Origin of the sequence: Rhodobacter sp. 24-YEA-8 (assembly GCF_900105075.1) — a bacterium.
GTDB lineage: Bacteria > Pseudomonadota > Alphaproteobacteria > Rhodobacterales > Rhodobacteraceae > Pseudogemmobacter.
On the sequence record NZ_FNSK01000002.1, the window covers coordinates 1 to 26,579 of the forward strand.

The 26,579-nt window shown below is 63.6% G+C and carries 24 protein-coding genes; 13 read left to right on the forward strand and 11 right to left on the reverse strand.

Features of this window, described 5'->3' with window-relative positions; translation table 11 throughout:
• The 7 genes from BLW25_RS16525 to BLW25_RS16555 all read right to left on the reverse strand — a co-directional run.
• Positions 1 to 847: iron-containing alcohol dehydrogenase (locus BLW25_RS16525; protein WP_143040538.1), on the reverse strand; the 847-nt coding region annotated here is incomplete at its 3' end.
• On the reverse strand, positions 847 to 2,136 hold the full coding sequence (locus tag BLW25_RS16530) for a glutamine synthetase family protein (RefSeq protein ID WP_092902208.1): 1,290 nt from the start codon (positions 2,134 to 2,136) through the stop codon (positions 847 to 849). The genes BLW25_RS16530 and BLW25_RS16525, both read right to left, overlap by 1 nt.
• 45 nt (positions 2,137 to 2,181) lie before the next feature.
• Complete coding sequence (locus tag BLW25_RS16535) at positions 2,182 to 2,889, reverse strand: ABC transporter ATP-binding protein (protein WP_092902210.1); 708 nt, start codon at positions 2,887 to 2,889, stop codon at positions 2,182 to 2,184.
• The gene (locus tag BLW25_RS16540; RefSeq protein WP_092902211.1) at positions 2,879 to 3,649 is read right to left on the reverse strand and encodes an ABC transporter ATP-binding protein; all 771 of its coding nucleotides are present in this window, start codon (positions 3,647 to 3,649) and stop codon (positions 2,879 to 2,881) included. The genes BLW25_RS16535 and BLW25_RS16540 overlap by 11 nt, the downstream gene beginning before the upstream one ends.
• A gap of 10 nt (positions 3,650 to 3,659) precedes the next feature.
• A complete protein-coding gene (locus BLW25_RS16545; RefSeq protein ID WP_092902213.1) occupies positions 3,660 to 4,640 on the reverse strand; it encodes a branched-chain amino acid ABC transporter permease in 981 nt (326 codons plus the stop codon).
• Between the two features lie 10 nt (positions 4,641 to 4,650).
• A complete protein-coding gene (locus BLW25_RS16550; RefSeq protein WP_092902215.1) occupies positions 4,651 to 5,514 on the reverse strand; it encodes a branched-chain amino acid ABC transporter permease in 864 nt (287 codons plus the stop codon).
• A 101-nt stretch (positions 5,515 to 5,615) separates the two neighbouring features.
• The gene (locus BLW25_RS16555) at positions 5,616 to 6,839 is read right to left on the reverse strand and encodes an ABC transporter substrate-binding protein (protein WP_092902217.1); all 1,224 of its coding nucleotides are present in this window, start codon (positions 6,837 to 6,839) and stop codon (positions 5,616 to 5,618) included.
• Positions 6,840 to 7,043: 204 nt separating this feature from the next.
• Here BLW25_RS16555 and BLW25_RS16560 point away from each other — a divergent pair, with 204 nt between their 5' ends.
• The 6 genes from BLW25_RS16560 (at position 7,044) to BLW25_RS16585 (ending at position 15,175) form a co-directional block, all read left to right on the forward strand.
• Positions 7,044 to 8,606, forward strand: a complete 1,563-nt coding sequence (locus tag BLW25_RS16560; protein ID WP_092902219.1) for a D-aminopeptidase — start codon at positions 7,044 to 7,046, stop codon at positions 8,604 to 8,606.
• A 50-nt stretch (positions 8,607 to 8,656) separates the two neighbouring features.
• Entirely contained in the window at positions 8,657 to 9,565 is a 909-nt protein-coding gene (locus tag BLW25_RS16565) for a proline iminopeptidase-family hydrolase (protein ID WP_092902221.1), read from the forward strand.
• A 78-nt stretch (positions 9,566 to 9,643) separates the two neighbouring features.
• Positions 9,644 to 11,323 carry an ABC transporter substrate-binding protein gene (locus BLW25_RS16570; RefSeq protein ID WP_216279398.1) on the forward strand — a complete coding sequence of 560 codons (1,680 nt, stop codon included), beginning with the start codon at positions 9,644 to 9,646 and terminating at the stop codon, positions 11,321 to 11,323.
• A 9-nt stretch (positions 11,324 to 11,332) separates the two neighbouring features.
• Positions 11,333 to 12,373: an ABC transporter permease gene (locus tag BLW25_RS16575; protein ID WP_092902223.1), complete on the forward strand. Its 1,041-nt coding sequence runs from the start codon at positions 11,333 to 11,335 to the stop codon at positions 12,371 to 12,373.
• A gap of 1 nt (position 12,374) precedes the next feature.
• Positions 12,375 to 13,346 carry an ABC transporter permease gene (locus BLW25_RS16580; protein WP_092902225.1) on the forward strand — a complete coding sequence of 324 codons (972 nt, stop codon included), beginning with the start codon at positions 12,375 to 12,377 and terminating at the stop codon, positions 13,344 to 13,346.
• Positions 13,343 to 15,175, forward strand: coding sequence for an ABC transporter ATP-binding protein (locus BLW25_RS16585; RefSeq protein ID WP_092902227.1), 1,833 nt, complete (start codon positions 13,343 to 13,345; stop codon positions 15,173 to 15,175). The genes BLW25_RS16580 and BLW25_RS16585 overlap by 4 nt, the downstream gene beginning before the upstream one ends.
• Before the next feature lie 92 nt (positions 15,176 to 15,267).
• Here the strand turns inward: BLW25_RS16585 and BLW25_RS16590 are convergent, their stop codons facing one another.
• Positions 15,268 to 16,764, reverse strand: coding sequence for a leucyl aminopeptidase (locus BLW25_RS16590; protein WP_092902229.1), 1,497 nt, complete (start codon positions 16,762 to 16,764; stop codon positions 15,268 to 15,270).
• A gap of 255 nt (positions 16,765 to 17,019) precedes the next feature.
• On the opposite strand from BLW25_RS16590, the gene BLW25_RS16595 reads away from it, so the two are divergent.
• The 5 genes from BLW25_RS16595 to BLW25_RS16615 are packed head-to-tail and all read left to right on the forward strand — an operon-like array spanning position 17,020 to position 20,241.
• Positions 17,020 to 17,529, forward strand: coding sequence for a PPC domain-containing DNA-binding protein (locus tag BLW25_RS16595; RefSeq protein ID WP_171909613.1), 510 nt, complete (start codon positions 17,020 to 17,022; stop codon positions 17,527 to 17,529).
• Complete coding sequence (locus BLW25_RS16600) at positions 17,526 to 18,107, forward strand: ECF transporter S component (RefSeq protein WP_092902233.1); 582 nt, start codon at positions 17,526 to 17,528, stop codon at positions 18,105 to 18,107. Before BLW25_RS16595 ends, BLW25_RS16600 begins: the two co-directional genes overlap by 4 nt.
• Before the next feature lie 12 nt (positions 18,108 to 18,119).
• Positions 18,120 to 18,872 (forward strand): energy-coupling factor transporter transmembrane component T, encoded by a 753-nt coding sequence (locus tag BLW25_RS16605; protein ID WP_092902235.1) that lies wholly within the window; start codon positions 18,120 to 18,122, stop codon positions 18,870 to 18,872.
• 41 nt (positions 18,873 to 18,913) lie between these two features.
• A complete protein-coding gene (locus BLW25_RS16610) occupies positions 18,914 to 19,585 on the forward strand; it encodes an energy-coupling factor ABC transporter ATP-binding protein (RefSeq protein ID WP_171909614.1) in 672 nt (223 codons plus the stop codon).
• A complete protein-coding gene (locus tag BLW25_RS16615) occupies positions 19,582 to 20,241 on the forward strand; it encodes an ABC transporter ATP-binding protein (RefSeq protein WP_092902239.1) in 660 nt (219 codons plus the stop codon). Before BLW25_RS16610 ends, BLW25_RS16615 begins: the two co-directional genes overlap by 4 nt.
• On the opposite strand, the gene BLW25_RS16620 is transcribed toward BLW25_RS16615, so the two are convergent.
• Positions 20,234 to 21,871: a phosphoethanolamine transferase gene (locus BLW25_RS16620; RefSeq protein ID WP_092902241.1), complete on the reverse strand. Its 1,638-nt coding sequence runs from the start codon at positions 21,869 to 21,871 to the stop codon at positions 20,234 to 20,236. The genes BLW25_RS16615 and BLW25_RS16620 overlap by 8 nt on opposite strands.
• 197 nt (positions 21,872 to 22,068) lie before the next feature.
• On the opposite strand from BLW25_RS16620, the gene BLW25_RS16625 reads away from it, so the two are divergent.
• Positions 22,069 to 22,722: a response regulator transcription factor gene (locus BLW25_RS16625; RefSeq protein ID WP_092903058.1), complete on the forward strand. Its 654-nt coding sequence runs from the start codon at positions 22,069 to 22,071 to the stop codon at positions 22,720 to 22,722.
• Positions 22,719 to 23,999 carry a sensor histidine kinase gene (locus BLW25_RS16630; RefSeq protein WP_092902243.1) on the forward strand — a complete coding sequence of 427 codons (1,281 nt, stop codon included), beginning with the start codon at positions 22,719 to 22,721 and terminating at the stop codon, positions 23,997 to 23,999. The genes BLW25_RS16625 and BLW25_RS16630 overlap by 4 nt, the downstream gene beginning before the upstream one ends.
• On the opposite strand, the gene BLW25_RS16635 is transcribed toward BLW25_RS16630, so the two are convergent.
• Both BLW25_RS16635 and BLW25_RS16640 read right to left on the reverse strand, forming a co-directional pair.
• A complete protein-coding gene (locus tag BLW25_RS16635; RefSeq protein WP_092902245.1) occupies positions 23,984 to 25,024 on the reverse strand; it encodes an alpha/beta hydrolase in 1,041 nt (346 codons plus the stop codon). The two genes, BLW25_RS16630 and BLW25_RS16635, sit on opposite strands and share 16 nt — an antisense overlap.
• A gap of 113 nt (positions 25,025 to 25,137) precedes the next feature.
• Positions 25,138 to 26,511, reverse strand: a complete 1,374-nt coding sequence (locus tag BLW25_RS16640) for an efflux transporter outer membrane subunit (RefSeq protein ID WP_092902247.1) — start codon at positions 26,509 to 26,511, stop codon at positions 25,138 to 25,140.
• Between the last annotated feature and the right edge of the window lie 68 nt (positions 26,512 to 26,579).

The window sequence follows — 26,579 nt, forward strand, 5'->3', positions numbered from 1 at the left end:
GGATGTCATGGATCGCGCCGAGCGGATGCGCCAGAGAATGCACCGCGCCGAGACCCTTCTGGAACGCCACGCCCCCCATCATCGCGGCAGCAAACATCATCGTCCGCGCCTCGAGATCCTGGCCGTTCTTCACCGCGCGCGGCAGGGCGTCGCGGATGATCCTCAGGCCTTCCAGCGCAATACCATCCGCCATCGGATGAAAGCTCTCGACGCAAAAGGTCTCGAAACAATGGGTGAAAGCGTCCATGCCCGTTGCCGCCGTCAGCGCGGGCGGCAGGCCGAGCGCCAGTTCCGGGTCGCCGATCACCAGGACCGGCAGCATTTTCGGGTGGAAGATGATCTTCTTGGTATGGTCGGTCGTGTTGGTGAGAACCGCTGCCCGCCCGACCTCGGACCCTGTCCCGGCGGTGGTCGGCACCGCGATGATCGGATGGATGCGGTCGGCATCGGCGCGGGTCCACCAGTCGCCGATATCTTCGAGATCCCAGACCGGAATGGTCTGCCCCTCCATCAGCGCAACCAGCTTGCCGACATCCATCGCCGAACCGCCGCCGATCACGATCACCCCGTCATGCGCGCCTTTGCGGAAGGCTTCGATCCCGGCGGTGAGGTTCAGATCGGTCGGGTTGCCCTGCACATCGGAAAACAGCGCTGGCGTAAGGCCGGCCGCTGTCAGCGCCGCCAGCGCGGCAGTGATAAAGGGCAGATGCGCAAGGCCCTTATCGGTGACAACCAGCGGACGCCGGATGCCGGCCGCGATGGTATGGGCGCCAATACCGGCGATCTTGCCGGCTCCGGCATGGATGGTGGTCGGGTAGCTCCAGCGGGCGGTCAGGGGGTAAGTCATCAGATCATCTCGAAGTAACGGTTCAGTTCCCAGTCCGAGACCCAGGCGCGTTGTGCCGCGACCTCTGCCTCGCGTGAGGTGGCGAAATGGTCGGTAAAGGCGTCGCCAAACCAGGCGCGCGCCATATCCGATCCACGCAATCGGGCGGCGGCTTCGGCGAGAGAGGCCGGAAAGCGGCGTTCGGGCGGCAGGTCTGCCTCATAGCCATTGCCTTTGACCGCCGGGCCGGGGTCGAGGCCCTCGCGGATGCCCTGAAGGCCCGAGGCAAGGGCTGCGGCCAGCACCAGATAGGGGTTTGCATCCGCTGCCGGAGGCCGCATCTCGACCCGGATCGACTTCGCGCTGTCGCCGACGACGCGCAGGCTGCAGGTGCGGTTGTCAAAGCCCCAGGTCGCACCGGTCGGCGCCCAGAACCCGGGCGCAAGACGGGTGAAAGAATTGATCGTGGGGGCATAAAGCGCGAGGAGTTCGGGCATGTATTTCAGCTGGCCCGCGATGAAATGGCGCGCGGTCTGCGACAGGCCACCTTCGCCGTCAGGGTCATAGAAGGCCGACTGCTCCCCTTGCCACAGGGACAGATGCGTATGGCCACCGCAGCCGGGCAAGCCGTTCAGCGGTTTCGCCATATAGCACAGGCTCAGCCCGTTCTGATTGCCCCAGGCCCTTGAGAAAGCCTTGAAAATCGCGGCCCGATCGGCGCCTTCCAGCGGTTCTGACGGGGTGAAGGCGAATTCCATCGCGCCTTCACCGGCCTCGGGATGGATCGCCTCCAGCGGCGTTTCCAGCTGACGCGCCAGCGCCATCAGCCCCGAGAAGAAGCCGTCTTCGACCGCCATCCGCTGCACCGAATAGCCGCCGGTTGTCGGGTTCAGGGGGGTAAGGCCGCGATAGCCCTTGGCCAGAGCCGAGGCGGGTGTCTCGCGGAAAACGTAGAACTCATATTCAAACCCGGCCAGGGCGGTGAACGCCATGGCGCGGGTCTCGTCCAGCACCCGCCCTGCCAGCCTGCGCGGGCAAAGGGCCGCGCCCGGCCCATCGGCATATTCGACGAGGTGAAAGCGCCGCCCGTCGCCTGGCATCACCCGGCCCGGCCCCGGCACCACCCGGATCGGGTCATCATGATAGCCGGTATGCCAGCCGGTATGCCGGTTCTGATACAGCGCGTCGCGGCTGTCCCAGCCCAGCACCACCGAGCAAAAGGCACCACCCTTTTCCTGCCAGGATTTAAGCTTTGCACTTGTCGCGTATTTGCCCCGGATCAGCCCGTCGAGGTCGACATAGCCGAGCATCGCGAAATCGTCGCCGGGGGGGGAATATCATTCATCGTCTTTTCCTCAGGCGCCGAGATAGGCGCGGGCGACTTCGGGGTCGGTCAGCAGATCGGCGGACCGGCCCTGCAGCGCAATCGCCCCGGTTTCCAGCACATAGCCATGATCGGAAAGCTGCAGCGCGAGGCTCGCATTCTGTTCGACCAGCACGATAGACAGGCCCGAGGCGCGCAGTTCCCGGATCAGCGCCGCGATCTCGTCGATCATCACCGGCGAAAGGCCCAGCGACGGCTCGTCCATCAGAAGAACCTTCGGCCTTGCCATCAGCGCGCGGCCGATTGCGACCATCTGCTGTTGCCCGCCCGAAAGCTTTCCCGCCGGCTGGTTCTGTTTCTCGCGCAGGATGGGAAAGCGGTCGAACACCTCTTCGATCCCCTTTGCGATCCGCGCGCGGTCGCGGTCGAGATAGGCGCCGATACGCAGATTTTCCTTCACCGTCATCAGCTTGAAGAGCTTGCGCCCTTCGGGGACATTGACAATGCCAAGGCCGACGATCTCATGAGCGGGACGCCCGGTGATCACCTGGCCATTGAAACGCACCTCGCCGCGCGACGGTTTTTCCAGCCCCGAAACCGCCTTCAGGATCGAGCTTTTTCCCGCGCCATTCGCCCCGATCAGGGTGATGACGCCGCCTTCTTCCAGCGCCATCGAGACGCCTTTGACCGCCTCGACCTTGCCGTAATGGACCCACAGATCGCGTATCTCAAGCAACATGGGCCTGGCTCCCCAGATAGGCTTCGCGCACCTGCGCATTGGCGCGCACTGCTTCGGGCGTGCCGTCGGCGATCTCATTGCCGAAGTTCAGGACCGTGATGCGGTCGCAGAGCCCCATCACCACCTTCATGTCATGTTCGATCAGCATGATGGTGATGCCGGTCTCGCGGATACGGCGGACGAGATGAATCATCTCGCGGCTCTCATCGCTGTTCATGCCGGCACAAGGCTCGTCGAGAAGCAGCATTTTCGGTTCTGCCGCGAGCGCGATGGCGATGCCGAGCATCTTCTGATGCCCATGTGCCAGGGTCGAGGCCTGTTGATCGACCAGCCCTCCGAGGCCCACGAAATCCAGGATTTCACGCGCGCGGGCGACCGATCCGGCCTCGGCCTCGCGCGTCTTGCGGGTTCTGAGCAGCGATCCCCAATAGGAATGGCGCGCATGAAGGTAATTCCCGGCGACCACGTTTTTCAGCACGGAAAACTGTTTGAACAGAGTGACATGCTGGAAGGTTCTGACCAGCCCCTCTGCCGCGATCTGATGCGGCTTCATACCGCTGATCCTCTGGCCCCGGTATCGGATTTCCCCTGCCGTCACCGGATAGCGCCCGGAACAGGCGTTGAAAAACGTGGTCTTGCCGGCGCCGTTCGGGCCGATCAGCCCGCGGATCTCACCTTCCTCGACCGTCAGATCGAGGCCGGCAATCGCGGTGACACCGCCGAATTTCATCTGAAGGCCGCGCGCCTCTAATTCATGCATGACACGGGCCTCACTTCTGCGAATTGCGGTTGAAGAGCTTGCGGATACGGGCAGGGACCGTTTCAAGCCCGCCCGGGAGCAGCAGGACCGAGGCGATCAGCACCACTCCGAAGAAAATGGTGCGGAAATAGCCGGTGGCGCGCAAAGCCTCATCGACCATGGTCAGTGAGATCGCGCCCGCGACCGGTCCGCCAACTGTGGTCAGCCCACCTACGATCAGATGCACCAGCGCGAATTCCGACTTCCAGATGTCGAAACTTTTGGGGCTGATATAGGTCTGGTAATGCGCGTAAAGCGCGCCGGTCACGCCGACGAGGGTGCAGGCGATGGTGAAACAGACGACTTTCTGGCGGAAGACATTGATGCCGGTATGTTGCGCCAGCAGTTCATTTTCATGGATCGCCCACCAGATCGTGCCGGTGCGCGACGCATTCATGCGGTAGATGATCCAGACCGTCAGCGAGACGAAGAACAGCGCCAGATAGTAATAGGCGATGCGGTTCGCAAAGTCGATTTGCAGGAAGCCAAGGTCAAGGACCGGCGGTTTGATATCGAAGATCCCGTCCCAGCCGCCGAAGAAGCCTTTGAAATAGGCGAAGTTGCGTTTGATCACCTCGCCCACCGCCCAGGAGGCCATGAAGAAATACACTGCCCGGGTCCGCATCAGGGGCACCGCGATCAGCATGGCGAAAAGGGCAGAGACCGCGGCGCCGATCCACAGGCCATACCACATCGAAAGCCCCAGTTTCGTCAGCACCAGAGCCGAGGCATAGGCGCCGATCCCCATGAAACCGGCATGGGCGAAAGAGATCACGCCAAGAGACCAGATCATCCAGAGGCTCGTGGCAAGGGCCACGTTGAAGCTGATCGTGATGCCGACATGGATCATGTAGAGGTCGAAGCCGACCAGCGCCGGTGCGGCGAGGGCCAGGGCGAGGAGCCCGCCCCAGACAAGGCGGTTCGGGCTGGCGATGATGTCAGATTTATCCATGATCGCCCCCTCAGTCCCAGTTCTGGCCAAAGAGACCCGAGGGCCGGAAGACAAGGATCAGGAAGATCACCACGAAGCTCAGGATGATCGCGATATCGCCGGAGATGGTGGTGGTGATCACCGAGTCGATCATCCCGAGGATCAGGCCTCCGACCAGGGCCCCGATCACCGATCCCAGCCCCCCCATGATCACGATCATGAAGGCCTTGATCGTAGCCAGAAAGCCCATGGTCGGCACGATCGACAGAAGCGTGCCCATCATACAGCCGGCAATCGCCGCCATGGCCGAACCGATGCCAAAGGCGATCCAATGGACACGGTCGGTGCGGATCCCCTGCAATGCGGCGGTCTGCGGGTCTTCGGCCACGGCGCGGATGGCAAAGCCGGTGACCGAGTGGCGCAGGAAGGCCCAGAGCGCGATGATCAGCCCGATGGAGACCGCCGAGATCACGATCCGCTCATAGGACAGATAGGCGCCGCCGATCAGCATGCCACCCGAAACAGCGGAAGGGATGCCCTTGGTCGTGGTCCCGAACAGGAGCTGACCCGAACCCGAGATAATCAGAACCAATCCCAGAGAGACCGCGAGCGAGTAGAGAATGTTCTTACCCTGCAAGGGCTTGAACAGCACCACCTGCAAGACCGCGCCAAGGCAGAAGATCAGCCCGGCCGAAAAGGCCACCCCGGCCCAATAGGGCAGGCCCAGCTCTGCATGCCAGTAATACAGGGCAAAGGCGCCCAGCATGAACATCTCGCCATGCGCATATTGGATGATGCGCATCACCCCGAAAATCAGCGTCAACCCGATCGCGATCAGCGCATACATCAGGCCGAGGCTCAGGCCGGTCAGGCCCATTTGCAGAAAGTCGCTCATGCGTGGAATACTCCGGAGGCCGCACAGATTACAGACGACAGACCGCGCCTGCCGCCTTTACCGGCCCGGATCACCCCGGGCCGGCAGCATTGCCTGAATGATCAGTAATCGTCGGGAAGGGCGGGGAAACGCACGTCTTCGACCTGGGCCACAGCTTTGTCGATGGTGGTGGTGTAACAGTCGTAAATGCCCTGGCGCGCCACGCCGAAAGACTTCTCGCCGCCCCATTTCACATGGCCGACATAGGTGTCATCCAGCTGTACCTGCGCCAGCGCCTCGGCCACCGCTTTGGTGTCTTCGGCGGTGCCCGCCATCTCCCAGGCCGCTTTCAGCGAATAGATCCACCAGGAATAGTTGCCTGCCAGCGCGTTGAAGGTCCCGAAGCGGTCCATAAAGCGCTTCTCGATGGCTTTCTGTGTGTCGGTCGAAGGCGAGACATTGGTTACCGGCAGGATGACACCATCGGCATGTTCGCCCGCAACCTCAAGGATCGTCGTGGTTTCGGACGCGGCCGGTGACGAGATCGGGCCGGTATAGCCCAGCTCGCGCGCCGCCTTGACGATCGAGGCGGTGATGCCGGGGGGCGAGGGCGAGGTCACGATGAAATCGGGCCGGTCGGAAATGGTCTTCGCAACGATGGGATAGAAATCGGTGTCTTCCCAATTGTAGAATTCGGCCGATTTCTGGGTGATGCCGTAATAATCCATCAGCCGCTTGTAGGAGGCATGGCAATCGGTGCCATCCTGGTCATTCGGGCCAATGAAAGCGGCCGTCTTCAGCGCGTCCTTGCCGTATTTTTCCTGCATGAAGGGAAGATAGGCAAAGCCCTGTTCATAATCCGACATCTCGGCGCGGAAATGCAGCGGGTAGTCCTTGCCGAAAAGCTCAAGATAGCCCCAGCAGGCGACAATCGACAAAACGCCGGCGGGTTCGGTCACCTGCAACATGCCAACGGTCGAGGCCGCAGCCTGGCTGTAGACATATTTCACCTTGTCCTGCTCGACGAGGCGCAGGGTGGCGGCGCGGCTGTCGGCGACCTCGCCCTTGGTGTCATAGTCGATGACCTCAAGCATATGCGGCTCGCCATTGATCATGACGCCGCCGGCGGCATTGATCACGGCGGCCCCGTCGGTAAAGCCCTGGGCGGTCGAGTGGCCCCAATAGGCAACCGGACCGGAAAGCGGCACCGCACCGCCGATTTTTATGGTCTTATGGGTCTGGCTGAAGGCGCTGCGCGGCAGAATCGCCGGTGCAGCCAGTGCAACGGCGCCGGTGGTCAGCAGGCGGCGGCGATTCATCAGCAGTGGCGGAGAGGTTTTCCTCATGGTGATGTTTCCCTGTTGGATGCGAGTTTTTTTGATTTTGATCCGGCCACTATTCGCGTCTCCTCCGGGTCTGACTATCCAATTTCGGCAATGGCAGATTTCTCCCTGATCGCGGGTGGGCACGTAACCGTCTCTTCGGGCGTCGGGAGGACGGCAGTCATCCCCCTTGAACTCTGCCGGTATCCGGCAATAGATGCGCGGATCATGACCAGCACCTCTCCCCTCCCGCTTGCAAAAGCCCTCGATCTGCTGCCGCGCCGTTTTGCCGGGCCGGGAGGCATTGCGGTTGTGTTGCAGGACGGGCGCGAGGTGGCCGCGCGGGCCTGGGGATATGCCAGCCTGGAACGCCATCAGCCGATGACGCGGGCGACACGCCTGCCGATCTGTTCGATCTCGAAACAGTTTACCTGCGGCGCGATGCTCGCGGAATTCGGGGCGCCCGAGGCGCTCGATGCCTTGCTGCCTGACCTGCTGCCAGCGCTGGAAGGCCCGCGCCCGCTGGTCCGCCAGATGTGTCACAACCAGTCGGGGCTGCGCGATTACTGGGCGATGACGGTGGTCGAGGGCGCGACTGCCGAGCAGGTCTTCCCGGAAACCGAGGCAGTGCCGATGGTCGCCGCGATCCGCCAGGGCCATTTCGCGCCCGGCACAGGCTATTCCTATTGCAACTGCAATTTCCGCCTCTTGCCCGATCTGATCCGCAAGGCGAATGGCCGCGCGCTGATCGATCTTTACCACCAGCATATCTGGGGGCCGGCGGGGATGAAGACCGCGACGCTGACCTCTGACACGAGGCAGCCCGAAGACGGTGTCACCGGCTATGAAGGCACTGATTCGACCGGTTTTTTCCCTGCGGATAACGGAATTTTCTGGGTGGGGGATGCCGGGATCTCGGCTTCGCTTGACGATATGCTGGCCTATGAGGCCTGGATCGACGCCACGCGCGACGACGAAAACGGCATCTATCGCCGCCTTTCGGCGCCGGTCGCGTTCAGCGATGGCAATCCGGCGCTTTACAGCTTTGGCCTTGTGCATGAGACGCTTGGCGGCGTGGCGCTGACCGGTCATGGCGGTGCGCTCCGGGGCTTTCGGGCACAGCGCTTCCATGCGGCTGAGGCGCGGATCTCGGTGGTGGTGATGTTCAACCACGAGGCCTCGGCCCATGATGCGGCGCTCTTTCTGATGCGTGCGGCGCTTGGCCAGGCAGAACCTGCGCCGCTGCCGGTTGAGCCCGGCTGGGAGAGCCAGTGGCTTTGCCCCGAGACCGGGCTGATCGCGCGGCTGGAACCTGCGGATACGGCTGTTAAGCTGCATTTCGCCACCGGACCCGAGACCCTGTACCAGGCCGCGCCAGGCGTTCTTGCCTCGGATGAGGTGCGGCTGGAACGTCGGGGCGACCGGCTGCATATGCGCCGCCTGCGCGACAATATCGACACTCTGCTGGTGCCGCTTGCGCCGTGTGAAACGGCCGATGGTGCCGCGATTGCCGGTCTTTATCATTGCGCCGAGACCGGCAGCGCGCTGCGGCTCGAGGCGCAGGACGGGGCAGTCTTTGCCCTCTTTTCCGGAAGGCTTGGCGCGGGGCGGATGGAGCCGGTTCTGGCCGCCGGCCCCGATACCTGGCTTATCCGCACTAGGCGCGCGATGGATGCGCCGGCGCCGGGCGACTGGACGCTTCAGGTCAGGCGCGACGCTACGGGTCGGGTGACGGGCCTTGGCCTTGGCTGCTGGCTGGCGCGGGGGCTCGATTATGTCCGCCATGACTGAATTTGGCAGGGCTGAAGGGGATTTTCCGGGATAACCGGAGGGGAACTGGCATGTATACAAGCGCAAAAATCACCGAAGGCTTCGCTGCTTTCGGGCCCTGTAAAACCTGGTATCGCATCGCCGGTGACCTTGGGTCAGACCTGCCGCCGCTGATCGTGGCGCATGGCGGACCGGGCTGTACCTGGGATTATGTCGAAAGCTTTGCAGCGATCGCCGAAACCGGGCGCGCGGTCATCCATTATGACCAGATCGGCAATGGCAATTCGACGCGGCTGCCGGAAAAAGGCGCCGATTTCTGGACGGTCGATCTGTTCCTGGATGAACTGAGAAACCTGATCGCCCATCTCGGGCTTTCGCGCTATCACCTGCTTGGCCAGTCCTGGGGCGGGATGCTGGGCGCCGAATTTGGCGTGACGCAGCCCCCTGGCCTTGTGTCGCTGATCCTTGCCGACAGCCCGGCCTCGATGCCCATTTGGATCAGCGAGACCGCCCGGCTGCGTGCGGATCTGCCGGCTGATATCCGGGCGGTTCTTGACCTGCACGAGGCCGCAGGCACCACCGATCACGCCGATTATGCCCGGGCGACAAAAGCCTTCAACGCCCGCCATGTCTGTCGTCTCGACCCCGCGCCTGATGAGGTGCAGCGCACCAATCGCGCGATGGAGGCAGATGCGCATGTCTATAATCTGATGATCGGCCCGAACGAATTCCACATCACCGGCACCCTGAAAGACTGGGATGTCAGCGACCGGGTCCACAGGATCACCGTGCCGGTGCTTCTCATTTCCGGGGCATATGACGAGGCCACCCCGGCGACGATTCAACCCTTCGCCGAGAATATTCCCGATACCCGCTGGCATATCTTCCCGAATGCGAGCCATATGCCGCATGTCGAGGAATTCGACGCCTGTATAACTCTGGTCGCTGCCTTCCTTACCGAATGCGACGCCGCCCGCTGAACCTGTTAAACTCTGGCCTCAAGGCCGGTCCATCACGGCGGCAATGACCGCCATCTCACCCCGAGGGAGTCTCGTACCATGAGTGAATCGCTGTCTCTGATGTCGCGGATGCGCGGACGGATTTTGTGTGGCACGGCGGCGCTGGCGCTTGGCGCTGCGATGCCGGCTTTCGCCGATGAGAGCCATTACGGTGGCACGCTCAAGCTTCTCGGCGTTTCGTCCGAGGGCACCCTTGACCCGATGATCAACTATACCGCGCGCTACTGGCCGCTGTTCATCTGGACCCATGATGGTCTGATGGCGTTCAAAAAGGTCAACGGGCCGGAAAGCGCCGAAGTGGTGCCGGATCTGGCCGAGGACATGCCGGTGCTGTCGAATGACGGCAAGACCTACACGTTCAAGCTGCGCCAGGGGATCAAATTCTCGAATGGCAAAGATCTGACGGTCGAAGACGTCGTGGCCTCGTTCCAGCGTATCTTCAAGGTTTCAAGCCCGACCTCGGGCAGCTTCTATAATGGCATCGTCGGCGCCGATAAATGTCTGGCCGAGGCTGCGACCTGTACGCTGGAAGGCGGCGTGATCGGGGATGCTGCGACCAACACCATCACCATCAATCTCGTCGCCCCGGATGCCGAGTTCCTTTACAAGATCGCCGTGCCGCATGCCTCGATCGTGCCCGCCGACACGATCATGAAAGATGCCGGCAATGAGCCGATCCCCGGCACCGGTTCTTATGCGTTCGAAAGCTATGACCCGAACGCCTCGCTGATCATGGTGCGCAATCCGCATTTCCAGGAATGGAGCAAAGAGGCCCAGCCCAAGGGCTATGTTGACCGGATCGAATATACGTTCGGCGGCACCGAAGAGGCTGCGGTCAACGCGATCCTGAACGGCCAGGCCGATTTCATGTATGAGCCGGTCCCGACCGACCGTCTGGCGGAACTCAGCGTGTCGCATCCCGATCAGCTGCGCGTCTCGCCGCTGGTGGCCTGGTGGTATGCGCCGCTGAACGTCAATATCGCGCCTTTCAACAGCCTCGAAGCCCGTCAGGCGATCAACTACGCCGTTGACCGCGATGCGCTGGTCTCGATCTTCGGCGGCCCGGCACTGGCGACCCCCGTCTGCACCATCCTGCCGCCGGATATGCCCGGCCATGTCGACCGCTGTGACTATACCGCCGATCCGGGCGAATTCTGGTCCGCCCCCGATATGGACAAAGCGCTTGAGCTGGTCGAGGCTTCGGGCACCAAGGGTCAGAAAGTCACCGTGGTGACCGACGATTCCGTGACCTCGCGCGGTGTTGGCACCTATCTGCAGACCGTGCTGACCGACCTTGGCTATGACGCCACCGTGCAGTCGATCTCGGGCGATATCCAGTTCACCTATATCCAGAACACCAATAACAACGTTCAGATCTCGGTGACGCAATGGTATCAGGATTACCCGGCGCCCTCGAACTTCCTGAATGTTCTCTTTGGCTGTGACAGCTTTACGCCGGGTTCGGACAGCTCGGTCAATATGTCGGGGATCTGCGACAAGGGCCTTGATGACCGTATGAAAGCGGCGATGGCGCTTGGTTCGACCGATCACGAGGCCGCTCTGAAGGAGTGGGGCGATATCGACTATGACTTCATGAAGCTCGCTCCGGCGATCCCGATGTTCACCCCGAAAGATGTCGACCTGATCTCGAGCCGCGTTGGCAATTACGAGTTCACCAGCCAGTTCCATTGGCTGGTCGGCACCGCCTGGGTTCAGTGACCTTTCGCGATGTTGCCTGAAACCGACAGTCACGCTCTTTCCCCGGCGGCATCCGCCGGGGAGGAGACGGGCGCAAGGCGCGGTCCCTGGAAGCGGGTCTTCCAGGGGCTGATCGCCAGCCCGACCGCCATGATTTCCGCGGGGCTCCTGATGCTGATCGTGGTCGCGACGCTGCTCGCGCCGGTCTATGCGAAACATGTCTCGGGGACGGATCCGTTCCGTTCGGGGCTTTCGGCCAAGATCAAGATCGACGGCAAGCCCACGCCTGTGATGCAACAATCCACCGAGGGCCTTGGCCTTGGCGTCACGCCCATCGGGCCGACCTGGGGGCCGCAATATATGTTGGGCGCCGATGGTCAGGGCCGCGATGTCGCGGCGAGGATGCTCTACGGTGGCCGCAATTCGCTGCTGATCGCTGGCGCCTCGACACTGATCTGCCTGTTCTTCGCCGCCATTATCGGCATCGCCGCCGGCTATTCGGGCGGCGTGGTTGACGGCGTTCTGTCGAACCTGATCGATATGATCTGGGCCTTTCCGGTCTATCTGCTGGCGATCTCGCTTTCCATCGTGATGATCGGCAAAAGTTTCGCGCTCGGGCCGTTCGAGATATCCTCGGGCAGTCTGATCGTGCCCATTCTGATCATTGGCCTCGTCTATGTGCCCTATGTCGCCCGCCCCATTCGCGGCCGCGTCATGGCGATCAACCAGTCCGAATTCATCATGGCGGCGCGTGGCCTCGGCATCCGCCGCTGGAAGATCCTGCTGCGCCATATCCTCCCCAATGTCTCGACGACGCTGATTGTATTCGCGCCGATGCTGATGGCGCTGAATATCGTGACCGAAAGCTCGCTGTCCTTCCTGTCCGTGGGGGTGCAGCCGCCGAATGCCAGCTGGGGGACGATCCTTCAGGACGGGCAGACGCTGTTGTATTCGCGCCCCTGGGTCTCGCTGGCGCCGGGCTTTGCGATCATGGTCACTGTGCTTCTTCTGAACCTCTTCGGGGATGTGCTCCGGGACGTGCTCGACCCGAAATCGGCAAGGGGGCGCTGAGATGATCGCAGCCATTCTCAAGCGGCTCCTGCGCATGGTCGTGGTGATGTTCGGGATCTCCGTCATCACCTTCCTGATCTTCTTCGCAACCCCCGCCTCGGACCCTGCCGCCCGTATCGCGGGCCGCAATGCCGCGCAGGAAACCATCGAGGCGGTGCGCAAAGACTTCGGCCTCGACCGCCCGCTTTACGTTCAATACGGCCTGATGATGGAGAAGCTCTTCATCACCCGGGACCTGACCTCTTTTGCCAACCGGGGCCAGAAGATCGTGCCGACGGTCATGGCGGCCGCACCTGCAACGCTGTCGCTGGTTTCGGGCGCAGCCATCCTGTGGATGCTCGGCGGTATCCTGACGGGGATCACGGCGGCGGCCTTCCGGGGGCGCTGGCCGGATAAGATCCTGATGGGGATCTCGATGATGGCGGTTGCCATGCCGGTCTTCTGGGTCGGCGAGATGGTCAATCTTGTCACACAAAACCGGCTGCATGACACTTGGGCGTTTTCCTGGGTGCCGGCGCTTGGCTATACGCCGTTCTCGCAGGACCCGGGCCTGTGGTTCCGGTCAATGGTCTTCCCCTGGCTCACGCTCGCCTTCCTGTATATCGGGCTTTATGGCCGGATGCTCAGGACCGGCATCATCGAGACCTATCAGGAGGATTTCATCCGCACTGCCCGCGCCAAGGGGCTCACCGGCCGCAAGGTGCTGCTGAAACATGCGACCCGTTCGGCGATCATCCCGATCGTGATCATGTTCGGCATGGATTTCGGTGTGCTGGTCGGGGGCGCGGCGGTTCTGACCGAGGTGGTCTTCGGCATCAATGGTGTCGGGCGGCTGACCTATCAGGCGCTGAAGGTGCTTGATCTGCCGATGATCATGGCGACCGTGCTTTACGCCTCTTTCTTCGTGGTGGTGGCCAATGCGGTGGTCGACCTCCTTTGCCTGCTGATCGACCCGAGGATGCGCCGCGCATGACCGTGACCAATGAAACCCCCGCGCCGATCCTTTCGATCCGCGACCTTTCGGTCTCATTCCTCGGCGCCCGCAAAAGCTGGAACCGGGTGATCGAGGGTCTTTCCTTCGACATCAGCCCCGGCGAGACCGTGGCGCTGGTCGGCGAATCCGGATCCGGCAAAAGCGTGACCTCGCTTTCGGTCATGGGCCTTCTGGACCCGGCAACCTCGCGCATCGAAGGCGAGATCAGCCTGGCCGGTCATGACGTACTGAAACTGGATGAGGCGGGGATGATCCGCCATATTCGCGGCCAGGCGGCGGCAATGATCTTCCAGGAACCGATGACCTCGCTGCACCCGATCTACCGGGTGGGAGACCAGATCACCGAGGCGCTGACCTCGCATCACCCGATGCCAAAGGCCGAGGCCCGCAAACAGGCGATTGCGCTCCTTGAACGGGTCCGCATCCCCAATGCGGCGCGGCGGATGGATGACTATCCGCATGCGTTTTCCGGCGGTATGCGGCAGCGCGTGATGATCGCGATGGCGCTGGCCTCGCGCCCGAAACTCCTGATCGCGGATGAGCCGACCACAGCGCTGGATGTGACGGTGCAGGGCGAGATCCTTGACCTGCTGAAGGATCTCCAGGCCGAATATGGTATGGCGATGCTGTTCATCACCCATGATATGGGGGTGGTGGCCGAGATGGCAGACCGCACCGTCGTCATGCTGCGCGGCCGTTCGGTCGAACAGGGGCCGACGGCCGAGATCTTCGCCACCCCGCGCGAGCCCTATACAAAGGCGCTGCTCGCATCGGTTCCGGTCCTGGGCAGCATGACGGGTGCGCCCGCGCCCCTGCGCTTTCCACTGGTCGATATGGCCAGTGGTGTCGCCGGTGCGGCGCTGCCTTTGCAAAGCAGCCCTGACATGCGGGCGCCGATCCTCGATGTCCAGGATCTCGTCACCCGGTTTGATGTGCGCGGCGGGTTGTTCAACCGCCGTGTGGCCCAGGTCCATGCGGTGGAAAACGTCTCTTTCCGCATCTTTCCGGGCGAGACGCTGTCGCTTGTGGGGGAATCCGGATGCGGCAAATCGACGACCGGCAAGTCGATCATCCGGCTGAACAACCGCTCCACCGGATCGGTGAAGATGGGCGGGGATGAGCTGTTCGCGCTGCGCCCCGAGGCAATGCGGCTGAAACGGCGCGAGATCCAGATGATCCCACAGGATCCTCTGGCAAGCATGAACCCACGTATGACAGTGGGCGATGCGCTGGTCGAACCCTTCACCGAACATCGGATGGGCACCGCCGCCGAAGGGCGCGCCAAAGCCGCGACCCTTATGGAACAGGTCGGCCTGACCCGCGCCATGCTGGAACGCTATCCGCATGAATTCTCGGGCGGCCAGCGCCAGCGCGTCTGTATCGCCCGGGCGCTGATGCTTGATCCGAAACTGATCATCGCGGATGAATCCGTCTCGGCGCTTGATGTCTCGGTCAAGGCCCAGGTGGTGAACCTGCTGCTTGATATCCAGGACCGTCTTGGCATCGCTTTCCTGTTCATCAGCCATGACATTGCCGTGGTCGAACGGGTCAGCCACCGGATCGCGGTGATGTATATGGGGGAAATCGTCGAAATCGGTCCCCGCGCCGAGATCATGGAACGCCCGCGTCACGCCTATACCCGGCAGCTGATCGGTGCGGTCACGGTGCCGGACCCGGCGCGCCGCCATCTGCGCCGCAACCAGCAGGTCAAAGAGCTGAAGACCCCGATCCGCCCGCTTGGGTTCAAACCACCAGAGCGGCGCTATGAAGAGGTCTCACCGGGCCATCTGGTGATGATCGAGGCCTGAAAAGGCCGCCCGGCAGGCCTTCCTGCTGACGAAAATACTCTCTGGCAAAGGTCCGGAGGGGTGCAGAACCCCTCCGGATATCTGGTTTAAGCTCAGCCAGAAGTGAACCGCGCTGCCGCGCCGGAAGAAATCCATTCCTCCAGCAATTGCACCCCGAACCCGGCCCCGCCGGCGCGGGCATGCAGACGGTCCTCGTCGATCAGCTCTTTGCCGGCGATGTCGAGATGGACATAGGGCACGCCTTCCGCGAAATGCTTCAGGAAGGCAGCTGCGACCGGCGCATCGCCATCCTCAAGATCACGGCCATGCTGGCGCAGATCTGCAATCGGTGAGACGAGGCTCTCATCATAGGCCGGGTCAAGAGGCAGCCGCCAGAACCGCTCGCCCACCGCCTCGCCGGCGGCCAGCAGCGGATCGGCCAATGCGTCATGGGTGGCAAAAAGCCCGGCAAAGACATGGCCAAGCCCGCGCATCACCGAATAGGTCAGCGTCGCGAGGTCGACGATGGCCGTCGGGCTGAACCGGGTCGCGGTGTAATGCAGCACATCGGCCAGCACCATCCGCCCTTCGCAATCGGTGTCAAACACCTCGACCGTGCGGCCCGACATGGTAGTGACCACATCGCCCGGTTTGTAAGACGTGCCCGAGAGCATATTCTCGGCCACGCCCAGCACGCCAACCACATGCACCGCCGCCTTCTGCCGCGCCAGCGCCAGCATCGTGCCGATCACGGCCGCCGCCCCGCCCATATCGCCTTTCATGGAGAACATCTGCGGCCCGGTTTTGATGCAAAGCCCACCCGCATCAAAACACATGCCCTTGCCCACCAGCGCGAGCGGCTGCCCTTCCGCGCCCGCCCATGTCAGCACGATCACCCGTGGCGGGCGGGCTGAACCATTGCCGACCGCCAGCACCGCGCCCATGCCAAGCCGCTCCAGATCGGCCTGTTCCAGCACTTCAACCCCGATCCCGGCCTCGCGCAGCGGGTCGAGGAAATCGGCGAAATTGTCCGGGTTCAGATGGCTCGCCGGGTAATTCACCAGGGTGCGGGCCAGACACACGCCTTCGGCCTGAGCCGTACTGCGGGTCAGCGCAGGGCTGTCCGCGGCCTCGACGGTCAGCGCCAGATCAAAGGGCTTTTCCGTCTTTGCCATCAGTTCAAAGCGGTAATTCCGAAGCCGCATCCCCAGCAGGATCTGCGCCAGAACCCCGGCATCGTCCAGGGTAGCGGGTGCCGTTTCAAACAGCATCAGCGCTGCGGTCTCTGCCTCGGTCTCGAGATGTTTCGCAAGCGCCGAGCCCGCGCGGCTGGCGACCAGCCCCGTAAGCTCCGCGGCCGGCCCGAGATCCAACACCACCACCCGGCGCGCTTTCAGCCCCTGCGGCGCCAGAAGGTCAATGCAGTCCCCGGCCTTGCCGGTAAAGCGCGGCGCCAGCGCCGCCCGGCTGATCGCCCCGCCGGTCGCGGCATCGAGCGCGGCCGCTTTCGGGCCCAGAGCACCCTTGCCATTGCGCAAAAGCACAATCACCCCGTCATATTGCGACGGTTCACTGCTGCCGGGCTGAGCCAGCGCGAGACTGATAGACATAGGCCGATCCTGTTATTTGATCATATCGGCGCGATACTAGCCCCCGGGCGCGGCAATGCAATGGGTCACAACTGCTGCCACAAGCCCCGTCCATAGAATATTCCTGTTGAATTGCAGAATGTTAGAAGAATTGACAGATTTGTTATCTTCGATCAGCATCACAGCCGTAAGGCCGCATACCCGCCTTATCAGGGCAAGGCCCGGAATATCGATATCACGCCGGCCGGACCGCAGCAGGCATCTTCAGGAGCGATTTTGACCAGTCATTCTTCACGGCCGGCATCTGCCGCTGATTTCCCTTACACATCCGGGATCTCGCGGGGCCGCTTTGGCGTGTTCCGCCTGCCGCCCGGGGCCGATCTCATCGCGGCGCTGCATGCCTTTCAGCGCCACAGCGGTGCCCCCGCCATTTCGGTTGTCACCTGCGTCGGCAGTCTGACCCGGGTGCTGATTCGCCATGCGAACACACCCGGCGGCACGCTTTACGAGGGGCATTTCGAGATCACCTCGCTGACCGGGACCATCGCCCCCGAAGGCGAGCATCTGCATCTGACCATAACCGATGGTGAGGGCCGCGCTTATGGCGGCCATCTGCTGGCGGAGTCGGCGGTCTATACCACCGCCGAAATCACCGTCCTTCTGCTTGATGACCTGGTTTTCACCCGCGAACCCTGCGCCCTGTCCGGTTATGACGAACTCGTCATTCACCCCGCGACCGACGGGCCCCATGCGCACCGCCCCAACCCCGAGGAGCAATCCCAATGACATCCGGACTTTTCTCTACCCGCAACCTGGTGCTTGCCGCCATCGGTATCGCGCTGAACATCGCGCTTGGCCAGACGGCCTCGTTTCTGAAGCTGCCGATCTTCCTCGACTCGATCGGGACCGTGCTGGCGGCCGTGCTGGCCGGGCCGGTGATCGGCGGGCTGACGGGGCTTCTGACCAATCTGCTCTGGGGTCTGATCCAGGGGCCGACGGTCGCCTTCTTTGCCCCGGTCGCGCTGGTGATCGGTGTGGTGGCCGGCCTCCTGGCGCGTGCGGGCTTTTTCCGTGAAATCTGGCAGGCGGCACTTTCCGGCGTGGTCATCACCATCGCGCTTGCTTTTGTCGCTGTGCCGATCCGGATCTACCTCTTCGGCGGTGTCACCGGCTCTGGCGCCGATTTCCTGACCGCTTATCTGCTCAAGCTGGGCCAGGATCTGTTCCCCTCGGTGCTGACCACCGTTCTGGGCTGGAATATCGCCGACAAGGTACTGACGGCGGTGCTGGTCTGGGGGATCGTGCGTGGCCTGCCCGGGCGCGCGACTTCGGACTGGCCCTTCCTCGCTCATAGCCGGGCCTGAGCGGCTTTTGTCATGTACAGGCCTGGCCCTGATAATTCCTGGCGGCGCGCCAGCCCTCTGACGCGGCTCGCGGTGCTGGCGGTGGTGGCAGCGATGCTGCCTCTCTGGCCGGCGCCGGTGCTGCTGGGGGCGCTGTGTCTTGCGCTGGCAGGGGGGGCAGGGCTTGGTTTTGGCCGTGTCCTGGGGCTGCGGCTGCTGGTGCTGATGTTGCCGGTCGGGCTCGCGCTTGGCCTCGTGCATGGGTTCCTGATCGCGCGGGGTCCGCCCGGCATATGCGGCCCCTTTGCCTGCTACCCCGAGGGGCTGCGCTATGCGCTGCTGGTCTTTTCGCGGCTCGCGCTTTTGCTGTCGGTAAGCCTGATTTTCGTGATGACCACGCGCCCTTCAGATCTGGCGCGGGCGCTGGACGGGGCAGGGGTCAGGCCCTCGGTCTCCTATCTGCTGACGGCGCCGCTGTCGCTGGTGGAAAGCGTCGGCCAGGAGGCCCGGCAGATCCGCGACAGTCTGCAGATGCGCGGCCTCTCGGCGCGCGGCCCTCTGCGCGAGCGGTTCCGGATGCTGGTTGGCATGGTCAATCCGCTGGTGCGCGGGCTGATCACCGAAGCCCCTGTCCGGGCCGAGGCGCTGGAGATGCGCGGCTTTCGCGCCAGCCCGAAGCGCGGGCTGATCGACCCGGTCGAAGACACAGCGCGCGAGATCTGGCTGCGCCGGGGCCTTTTGGCGCTTGCGCTGCTGCAACTGGGGCTTTTGCTGCTATGGCGTTGATTGCGCAGGATCTCTCTTTCTCTTGGCCGGGAAAACCGCCTTTGTTCAGCGGGGTGTCTTTCACCCTGGCGCCGGGAGAGCGGCTCTCGATCCTCGCCGGGAACGGCATGGGCAAGACCACGCTGGCGCGCGGCCTTGCGGGGTTCCTTAAAACAGAGGGCAGGCTCGACTGGCAGGGCGAGGCGCTGCATTCGATGTCGCGTGCGGACCATGCGCGGCTCGTGCAGGTCGTGGGGCAGCGGCCGCATCTGCAGCTCAGCGGGCGCGGCTACAGCCTGCGTGAAGAAGTGGCATTCGGGCCGGAAAATCTTGGCCTGCCGGTGGCCGAGATCCGCGCGCGCACGGCAGAAGCCCTGCATTTCCTGAACCTGACCCATCTCGCAGAGCGCGATTGCCGTCGGCTCTCGGGGGGGGAAACACAGCGCGCGGCGCTGGCCGGTGCGCTTGCGATGCGGCCGCGCCTGCTGATCCTGGACGAGCCGATGACCGATCTCGATGCCGAAAGCCGCGACGCTTTGGCCGGTCATCTGCGCAGCCTGCCCTGGGAAATGGCGGTGATATTCCTCGATATCGGCTGGCAATCCTGGATGGCGGGGCTGGTGGATCACCATTTGCTGCTGGATCAGGGTGAGATGAGCGACCCGCTGACGACAGAGGCGCTGTTCGCAACGCCGCTGCCCGAGCGTATTTTTCTGGCGGGACAACCGGCATGACGCGCGAAGACACGGTGATCGCAGACGATCTGAGCTTCGGCTATCCCGGCCAGGCCCGGCTTTTTGAGCGGCTTTCGCTGCGATTTGCCCCGGGGGCGGTGGTGGCGGTGCTTGGCCCCAACGGCCGTGGCAAAAGCAGCCTCTTGCGGCTTTTCGCGGGGCTGGAAAAGCCGCTTGCGGGCAGGATCTCGGTCGCGGGCGTTGATCCGGCAGGGCCGGAAGCCCGCGATCTCGCCCGGGTTGCGGGCATGGTCGCGCAATCCTCGGACCGCCATTTTCTGCGCACGAAAGTTCAGGACGAGGTGGCGCTGACTGCCCGCAATCTCGACCTTCCCGCCCCCGCCGCGCTGGCCGCTCAGGCGCTGGAACGGCTCGGGATTGCGGATCTCGCGGCGCAGCATCCGCTTGACCTTGATGCCGGCGAGAAACGTCTGGTCGCGCTGGCTTCGGCCATCGCGCATGGGCCGCGCCTTTTGCTGCTTGATGAGATCCAGCGCGGGCTGGACCGGATCAACCGGCAAAAGGTGATAAGGCTGATCGGCGCGGAGGCGGCGCAGGGCACGACCATCCTCGCCGTGACCCATGACCGCGATTTCGCGGAGGCCATTGCCGGGGCCGAACTGGTCTTCGGCGATGAGGGCATCCGCCTCACATAAGCCCGGGGTTGCGGCAGGGTGTGGTCAGATCCAGCGCGGCGTCACGGGCCGAGGTTCTGACATCCATCAGACCCAGCACGGTATGAAAGAAATTGTCATGGCTGACCGGCTGCGTCGCCTCCTGCGCGAGGCAGGTGGCATCGAGCCCCATCGCGCTTGAGAAGCGCGGATCCAGCCAGAGGACGAAGGGCACTTGCGTCTGTTCGGCGGGCGCCATGAACGAGGGGGCGGCATGCAGGTAGAGGCCGTTTTCTCCCAGTGATTCACCATGGTCCGACATAAACACCATGGCCGGGATCACATTCTGAGCTGCGGCAAGCATGTCGATGGTGCTGGCCAGAACGTGATCGGTCTCGAGGATCGAATTGTCATAGGCGTTGACGATTTCTTCTGCGGTGCAATCCGAGAATTGCGCGCTTTCGCAGGCGGGGGCAAAACCCGCGCGCTCCGGCCCGTAGCGCAGGTAATAGGCAGGACCATGGCTGCCGATCATATGCAGTACCAGCACCGTATCGCGGTCGATCTTTGCCAGCCGGTCACGGATCGCCGGCAAAAGCGCCTCATCCGTGCATTCGACCGCGCAGGCTTCCGGCGCAAGGCTGGCATCGACCCGCGCCCAGCCGGTACGGCTGGCCACATTCTGATCGCCGGTATTATTGTCGACCCAGAGCGGGGTGATCCCGGCATGTCCGAGGATATCCATCAGGTTCTCGCGGCCAAGTGCGCCCTCGCGGCTGTAGCTGGCCTTGCCGAGACCCGAGAACATGCAGGGCACCGACACGGCGGTTGATGTGCCGCAGGAAGAGGCATCGGTAAAGGCGATCACATCGCGCTTTGCGAGATCCGGTGTGGTGTTGCGCGCATAGCCGTTCAGGCCGAAATTCTGTGCCCGCGCGGTCTCTCCGACAAAGACGACCAGCAAGACGGGCTTGTCTGCGCGCGCCAGCGCCTCGCCAGGTTTCGCATCCCGGCCATAAGGCGCGGCGGTGGGGTCGGCGGTCTTCCACTGCTCGCGGGCATAGCGAATGCCGGCGGTCAGGCTGGCGCCGGGCTGATAGGACCCCATCAGGTCATGGCGCTCGCGCAGCATGGCCGAGTAATCCTTGTAATGGCTGAACAAAGCGCCGGTCATCAGCGCAAAACTCAGCGCCACGCCCAGAGGCCAGCGCCAGAGCTGATGCACCAGCCTGACCCGGTTGACACGCGGCCAGAAGACCAGCGCTGCCGGCAGAACGCCGGTCACAAAGATCCCGGCGACCATCCGCAGCGTGATCAGATGGCGCGATTCCGTCACCGTGGTCTCAAAGATATTGCGCACCATCTCGCGGTCGATCAGCACGCCGAAATTGCGCTCATAATAGCTTGCAGTGGCTGCGAGGAGGAGCAGCACAGCTGCCACCGGCTTTTGCAGTCGCCCCGGGCCGAGCAATTCAAGGGTCAGCAGCGTCAGCGCCCAGACACCGAAGCCAAACATCGCCACCCGGCCGGGCGAGGCAGGAAATTCCGCGAGCAGCCGCGTCCAGAACCCGTGATTGAGCGCCAGCATCACAAAGGAGGCCACCGCGACATTCAGCACGAGATGCGGGATAACAGGGCGCGGAAGACGCCGGAGTGATTCAAAAAGCGACATATGCCTGTCTTTCTTGCGCCGGCCTGGACCGGGTCGGGATGAAAACTGGCCGCTTGCGGGCCATTTATCCCTGGCTTGTCGCCTCTGAACCTTGCGCCAGGCTTGCAGCGATGCCTGCCTGGCTGTTTTTCTGCCCAGACGGTCCGGGCCGCCGCAATTTCCTCGCCTCAGTCGCAACCGCAGGCTATGCAGCCTTTATGCGCCTGCTTCTTGTCGAGGATTCCCCTGATCTCGCCGGTTCCGTGCTGCGTCATCTGAGCGCTGCGGGCCATGCGGTTGATCATGCGTCTGATGCTGCGGGCGCGCTGGCCGCGATGGCGGTCGGGGATTATGCCTGCGTGATCCTCGATCTGGGCCTGCCCGATGGCTCTGGCCTCTCGGTCCTGCGCGAGCGCCGCAGGGCGGGGGACCGGACGCCGGTGATCATCGCGACCGCGCTCGACCAGATCAGCGACCGCATCGCGGGGCTTGATGCCGGTGCCGATGATTATGTCGTTAAACCCTTTGATCTGGCCGAGCTGTCGGCACGCATCCGCGCCCATGCGCGACGCGGCCAGTTCCTGCCGGAAACCCGGTTGCAGATCGGCGGGATCGAGGTCGACCGCGCGGCAGCACGCCTCTGGCGCGGGGCTGACGAGATCCGCCTGACCTCGCGCGAATGGGCGCTGTTTGATGCGCTTCTGGGCGCGCGGGGGCGGGTGCTGGGGAAATCCGCGCTGGAAGAGGCGCTCTATAATTTCGACGCTACCATCGAGGGCAATGCGGTCGAGGTCTATATCTCGCGGCTCAGGCAAAAGATCGGTGCCGGGATGATCGAGACCCGGCGCGGCCTTGGATATGTGCTGACATGAGCGGTGAAAGCCGCAGATCCTGGTCGATCCGTCGCCGTCTGACCCGGCGCGTGCTGTGGCTTGTGCTTTTGGCCTGGCTGGGCGCGATCGCGCTGGCGACGCTGTTTCTGGATCATGAAATCAACGAGATGCTGGATGAAGAGCTCCAGGCCATGGCGGAAACCACGGTGCTTTACATCGAGGCGAGCCCCGGTCAGGTGATCCCCCGCAATATCGGCATCGATCCAGGAAATGGCGAGCGGGTGCTGCGCATCCTGCGGGCGGGTGATCCGGTGCCGACAGAGCCCTGGCCCGCACTTGCCAGCGATGGTTTCCATAATGCGAATGGCTGGCGCGTTTTACGGGTGAGTGCGGAAAACGCCGTGATCGAGGTCGCCCATAATGAGGCCTGGCGGCGCGAGGAAATGTTCGAGGCGGCCTCGGCCTTTCTGGTGCTGATCCTGCCGATGGTGCTTCTGCTGGTCTGGGGGCTGCGTCAGAGCCTGGCAAAGGGGTTTGCACCGCTGGAAGATCTGACTGCGGGGATTGCAGGCCGTCCGCCCGCCGATCTTTCGCCGGTGCCCGAGGCCGGGCTGCCTGATGAACTGCATCCGCTGGCCCATGGGCTGAACCAGTATATTGCGCGCGTCAGTGCGCTGCGCGACGCCGAACGCGCCTTCATCGCCAACGCCTCGCATGAATTGCGCACGCCGGTCGCCGCGATCCGCGCCCGGCTTGATCTGTCGCAGGATGCCGATGCCCGCGCGACGCTGCCGATGCTTGATGCGCTGACGCGACGGGTGGAGCGGCTCTTGCAGCTCTCGCGATCCGAGGCGGGTCTGGGGCTCGGGCGCGGACCGGCGGATCTGATTCGGATTACCCGGCTTTTGCTGCGCGAAACCGGGGGCGCGCAGATCCGGTTCGATGATGGCGATCTTGAGGAGGTTCAGGTTGCCGCCGATCCTGATGCGCTCGCGATCCTGTTGCGCAATCTGATCGAGAATGCGGTGGAGCATGGCAGCGGCCAGGTATTGCTGCGGATCCGCGAAGCGCCCGGTGCCGGAGCTGAGGTGCTGATCGAGAACCCGACCAGTGGCACGGAATTCCATGAACAGGCTTTTGCCAAACGGCCGGGATCAACCGGAACCGGGCTGGGTCTGACCATCAGTGCCGAACTGGCCTCGGCCATGGGGGCGAAAATCACCCGCCGGATCGCGGATGGCATGGCGCGGGTTGAAATCTCGCTGCCCGGGGCCAGCCTCCCTGCGGCAGGGCCGGGCGATCAGAGCCCCAGCTGATCCAGGGCATAGGCCCCGGCCTGGCGCAGCCCCTGGAACACATTGGTCACCGCGTTTTCCCCGGCTCCGGACAAAAGGCTGACATAGCGGCTATGGGCCGGGTCATCGCTGGGCAGATCGGTGATATCAATGATACGGATCCCCATCCGCCGCGCGAGTTCGCGGATCGCGGGATCCTTGACATCGACCGTTCCGAGCCGCTCGCGCCGTGCCGCCAGGCGGGCGGAAAAGGCCAGTGCCTTGTCATCGGATGAGACCAGCACCGTCAGCGGATGCTTCAATTGCCCGATCACGGCCATCTGTTCGCGAAACATATCCAGATCGATATCGGGCGCGGCCAGGATCACCTCCAGCCGGTCCAGCACATCGCTGCGGCCTTCAAGCTTCAGCTGCCGCAACGCCTCCATCGTCAGGCGTCCGCCCATGGAATGGCCAAGCACCATCACCGGTTCTGCGGTTCTGCGCCCCCGGCTCAGATCCGAGAGGAGGCCCGCCAGCGCCGAGCGCGAGTAATCCGCCCCGTCACGGTCTGCGATATAGCCCGCGACATGAGCCTGAGACGGCCAGGAGAACAGGACCGGATTGCCGGGGACATGCGCATCCGCCGAGAGCTGCGCGAGGCGATAAAGCGCCTCCTGGAATGACGTATTGAAACCATGGACATAGACGCCGGTCTGCTCATGGCCCAGATCCTGCAGAAAGGCGCGGGGGGCCAGGCTGACCTGGCCGAGCGTGACGAAATCAGTCGCGGGATCGGGGCGCCCTTTCGGCCATTCAATCGCGCCGGGCTTATGGTCGGGTGGCACCGAGATGTCGAAATAGCCATAGTCAGGTGACGGCGCGCGGCCTGATCCGAAACTCCAGGCACTGACCGGGTCGCGGGCGCGGGTGGTGACCATCCAGACGCGTTTGGTCGTGGCGTCGGGCACCGTTCCGTCAGCCACGGGCAAAAGCACATCTGCACCGGGGCGCGGAGCACAGGCCAGCACCGCCAGCACAAGCACAAGGAGCAGGGCAGGGCGCATTGAGGGGCACTCCGCTGGTCATCAGGGGCCGGTGCCGGCCGGAAATGCGGGCCTGAACCGAGGTTATGAAACCATAACCCCAGTTACAGCTGTATGAAAACCCGGATCCCGTCTCACTTCATCGGAGCGGCAGCCGCGATCGAGACCGCAACATAGGCCGCCGCCTGATCCCGCACGGCGCCCGCCAGTGCGGTGCGCGCGGAAAGCGCGGTGCGTTCGGCATCCAGCACGGTGAAGAAATCGGTCTGCCCCGCCTGCCAGGCATCGCGGGCCAGTGTCACGGTTTCCTGCGCGGTCGAGACCAGCTTGCGCTGTGCTGCCACGTTGGTGCCGCCGCGCCGCCAGGCGGAAAGGCCATTCTCGACCTCTTCCACCGCGTCGAGCACTTCGGCCTGCCAGCGGATATGGGCCTGGACCGCACGCGATTCTGCGGCTTTCAGATTGGCCCGGTTGGCGCCGCCGGTGAAGATCGGCAGGTTGATCGCAGGTCCGAAGGACCAGGAGGTCGGGTTGCCGCCGCCCCTGACATTCATCGGGCGGATTGATCCCGAAAGGCTGACCGAAGGCCAGAACTCTGCCTCGGCCACACCGATCCGTGCGACGGCGGCAGCAAGACCGCGCTCGGCGATCTGCACATCGGGACGGGCGCGGATCACGTCGGCCGGCAAGCCGACCGAGGGGTTCGAGCGCGCGGAGGGCTGCGCGCCGCCTTTTTGCAGCTGCGGGCGCAGAATGGCAGTGCGCGAGGCCGTCAGCGTCGCAAGCCGGTTCACCGCCTGATCGAAACCGGTCTCCAGGACGGGCAGGCTCGCTTCGGCCTGGGCCACGGCCTGTTCAGCCTGGAGCACATCAAGGCGGCTGGCCTGGCCGACTTCCAGCATGTCCTGGGTCAGGCGCAGCGTCTCGCGCCGGCTGCTGATGCTTTGCCGGGTCAAAGCGATGCTTTGCTGATAGTAGCGCAGGTCGATATAGGTCGTGGCCACGGCGGCGGTGACGGCACGGCGCGCGGCCTCTTCGGAAAGCTTAGAGGCTTCGAGTTCGGCAATGGCCGCGGCGCGGGCCGAGCGGTTGCCACCGAAAATGTCGAACATCCACGAGGTCGAAAGCGTCGCAGAGGTGCTTTCCGTGATCGCGCCGGATCCCTGGCTGTCGCCCCGCGTCGCGCCGGCGCCGGCATTGGCCTGAGGCAGAGCGGCGGCGCGGGCGGCAGCTACGCCGGCCCCGGCCTCGTCAATCGCTGCGACCGCCTCATGGATCGAAAGGTTGCGCGCCAGTGCCGTGGTGACCAGCCCGTCCATGGTCTTGTCCTGGAAGCTGAGCCACCAGGCACCATTGGCGCTGCGGGCAGGGGCACTGGTTGCGAAAGTGGCGGCGGTATCTGCGCTCGGGGCGGTATATTCCGTCGTGACACAGGCCGAAAGCGCCAGTGTCAGCGGCAGGATCGTAAGGTAACGCCCGAGACGGGGCCGGAATTGGGTGCTGCTCATGGATGCGGTCTTTTTGTTATGGGGCCGGAGAGGGAAGCAAAGAAAGTGACGGGGGCATGCTCTGCCAT

Bases quoted from the DNA above. Each gene is read 5' to 3' on its own strand.
- BLW25_RS16530 (WP_092902208.1), bottom strand. From the start codon at position 2,136: ATGCTCGGCTATGTCGACCTCGACGGGCTGATCCGGGGCAAATACGCG.
- BLW25_RS16535 (WP_092902210.1), bottom strand. From the start codon at position 2,889: ATGTTGCTTGAGATACGCGATCTGTGGGTCCATTACGGCAAGGTCGAG.
- BLW25_RS16540 (WP_092902211.1), bottom strand. From the start codon at position 3,649: ATGCATGAATTAGAGGCGCGCGGCCTTCAGATGAAATTCGGCGGTGTC.
- BLW25_RS16545 (WP_092902213.1), bottom strand. From the start codon at position 4,640: ATGGATAAATCTGACATCATCGCCAGCCCGAACCGCCTTGTCTGGGGC.
- BLW25_RS16550 (WP_092902215.1), bottom strand. From the start codon at position 5,514: ATGAGCGACTTTCTGCAAATGGGCCTGACCGGCCTGAGCCTCGGCCTG.
- BLW25_RS16555 (WP_092902217.1), bottom strand. From the start codon at position 6,839: ATGAGGAAAACCTCTCCGCCACTGCTGATGAATCGCCGCCGCCTGCTG.
- BLW25_RS16560 (WP_092902219.1), top strand. From the start codon at position 7,044: ATGACCAGCACCTCTCCCCTCCCGCTTGCAAAAGCCCTCGATCTGCTG.
- BLW25_RS16565 (WP_092902221.1), top strand. From the start codon at position 8,657: ATGTATACAAGCGCAAAAATCACCGAAGGCTTCGCTGCTTTCGGGCCC.
- BLW25_RS16570 (WP_216279398.1), top strand. From the start codon at position 9,644: ATGAGTGAATCGCTGTCTCTGATGTCGCGGATGCGCGGACGGATTTTG.
- BLW25_RS16575 (WP_092902223.1), top strand. From the start codon at position 11,333: ATGTTGCCTGAAACCGACAGTCACGCTCTTTCCCCGGCGGCATCCGCC.
- BLW25_RS16580 (WP_092902225.1), top strand. From the start codon at position 12,375: ATGATCGCAGCCATTCTCAAGCGGCTCCTGCGCATGGTCGTGGTGATG.
- BLW25_RS16585 (WP_092902227.1), top strand. From the start codon at position 13,343: ATGACCGTGACCAATGAAACCCCCGCGCCGATCCTTTCGATCCGCGAC.
- BLW25_RS16590 (WP_092902229.1), bottom strand. From the start codon at position 16,764: ATGTCTATCAGTCTCGCGCTGGCTCAGCCCGGCAGCAGTGAACCGTCG.
- BLW25_RS16600 (WP_092902233.1), top strand. From the start codon at position 17,526: ATGACATCCGGACTTTTCTCTACCCGCAACCTGGTGCTTGCCGCCATC.
- BLW25_RS16605 (WP_092902235.1), top strand. From the start codon at position 18,120: ATGTACAGGCCTGGCCCTGATAATTCCTGGCGGCGCGCCAGCCCTCTG.
- BLW25_RS16615 (WP_092902239.1), top strand. From the start codon at position 19,582: ATGACGCGCGAAGACACGGTGATCGCAGACGATCTGAGCTTCGGCTAT.
- BLW25_RS16620 (WP_092902241.1), bottom strand. From the start codon at position 21,871: ATGTCGCTTTTTGAATCACTCCGGCGTCTTCCGCGCCCTGTTATCCCG.
- BLW25_RS16625 (WP_092903058.1), top strand. From the start codon at position 22,069: ATGCGCCTGCTTCTTGTCGAGGATTCCCCTGATCTCGCCGGTTCCGTG.
- BLW25_RS16630 (WP_092902243.1), top strand. From the start codon at position 22,719: ATGAGCGGTGAAAGCCGCAGATCCTGGTCGATCCGTCGCCGTCTGACC.
- BLW25_RS16635 (WP_092902245.1), bottom strand. From the start codon at position 25,024: ATGCGCCCTGCCCTGCTCCTTGTGCTTGTGCTGGCGGTGCTGGCCTGT.
- BLW25_RS16640 (WP_092902247.1), bottom strand. From the start codon at position 26,511: ATGAGCAGCACCCAATTCCGGCCCCGTCTCGGGCGTTACCTTACGATC.